The organism is Klebsiella sp. HMSC16A12, assembly GCF_001808265.1.
In the GTDB taxonomy this organism is placed as follows: domain Bacteria; phylum Pseudomonadota; class Gammaproteobacteria; order Enterobacterales; family Enterobacteriaceae; genus Klebsiella; species Klebsiella pneumoniae.
Genome location: NZ_KV792589.1, coordinates 1 through 1,713, shown reverse-complemented (window position 1 = coordinate 1,713; position 1,713 = coordinate 1). Strand labels below are relative to the sequence as shown.

Sequence of the window (1,713 nt, the reverse complement as noted above, 5' to 3'; positions counted from 1 at the left end):
TTTGATGCCTGGCAGTTCCCTACTCTCACATGGGGAGACCCCACACTACCATCGGCGCTACGGCGTTTCACTTCTGAGTTCGGCATGGGGTCAGGTGGGACCACCGCGCTAGTGCCGCCAGGCAAATTCTGTTTTATCAACACGTCTCACCAACGTATCGATTAATCTGTATCAGAGCTGAAAATTCTCTCAATCCGCCAAAACATCTTCGGCGTTGTAAGGTTAAGCCTCACGGTTCATTAGTACCGGTTAGCTCAACGCATCGCTGCGCTTACACACCCGGCCTATCAACGTCGTCGTCTTCAACGTTCCTTCAGGAGACTTAAAGTCTCAGGGAGAACTCATCTCGGGGCAAGTTTCGTGCTTAGATGCTTTCAGCACTTATCTCTTCCGCATTTAGCTACCGGGCAGTGCCATTGGCATGACAACCCGAACACCAGTGATGCGTCCACTCCGGTCCTCTCGTACTAGGAGCAGCCCCCCTCAATTCTCCAGCGCCCACGGCAGATAGGGACCGAACTGTCTCACGACGTTCTAAACCCAGCTCGCGTACCACTTTAAATGGCGAACAGCCATACCCTTGGGACCTACTTCAGCCCCAGGATGTGATGAGCCGACATCGAGGTGCCAAACACCGCCGTCGATATGAACTCTTGGGCGGTATCAGCCTGTTATCCCCGGAGTACCTTTTATCCGTTGAGCGATGGCCCTTCCATTCAGAACCACCGGATCACTATGACCTGCTTTCGCACCTGCTCGCGCCGTCACGCTCGCAGTCAAGCTAGCTTATGCCATTGCACTAACCTCCTGATGTCCGACCAGGATTAGCTAACCTTCGTGCTCCTCCGTTACGCTTTGGGAGGAGACCGCCCCAGTCAAACTACCCACCAGACACTGTCCGCAACCCCGGTCAGGGGCCAACGTTAGAACATCAAACATTAAAGGGTGGTATTTCAAGGTTGGCTCCACGCAGACTGGCGTCCACGCTTCAAAGCCTCCCACCTATCCTACACATCAAGGCTCAATGTTCAGTGTCAAGCTATAGTAAAGGTTCACGGGGTCTTTCCGTCTTGCCGCGGGTACACTGCATCTTCACAGCGAGTTCAATTTCACTGAGTCTCGGGTGGAGACAGCCTGGCCATCATTACGCCATTCGTGCAGGTCGGAACTTACCCGACAAGGAATTTCGCTACCTTAGGACCGTTATAGTTACGGCCGCCGTTTACCGGGGCTTCGATCAAGAGCTTCTCCTTACGGATAACCCCATCAATTAACCTTCCGGCACCGGGCAGGCGTCACACCGTATACGTCCACTTTCGTGTTTGCACAGTGCTGTGTTTTTAATAAACAGTTGCAGCCAGCTGGTATCTTCGACTGGTCTCAGCTCCATCCGCAGGGACTTCACCTACACACCAGCGTGCCTTCTCCCGAAGTTACGGCACCATTTTGCCTAGTTCCTTCACCCGAGTTCTCTCAAGCGCCTTGGTATTCTCTACCTGACCACCTGTGTCGGTTTGGGGTACGATTTGATGTTACCTGATGCTTAGAGGCTTTTCCTGGAAGCAGGGCATTTGTTACTTCAGCACCGTAGTGCCTCGTCATCACACCTCAGCCTTGATTATCCGGATTTGCCTGGACAACCAGCCTACATGCTTAAACCGGGAAACCGTCGCCCGGCTAAACATAGCCTTCTCCGCCCCCCTTCGCAGTAAC

2 rRNA genes are annotated in these 1,713 nt (G+C 53.4%); both read right to left on the bottom strand.

Features of this window, described 5'->3' with window-relative positions:
- Positions 1-6: 6 nt before the first annotated feature.
- Positions 7-122: ribosomal RNA gene (gene rrf / locus HMPREF3140_RS10110) — 5S ribosomal RNA — on the bottom strand.
- Positions 123-218: 96 nt separating this feature from the next.
- A 23S ribosomal RNA gene (locus tag HMPREF3140_RS10105) occupies positions 219-1,713 on the bottom strand; the annotation flags it as partial.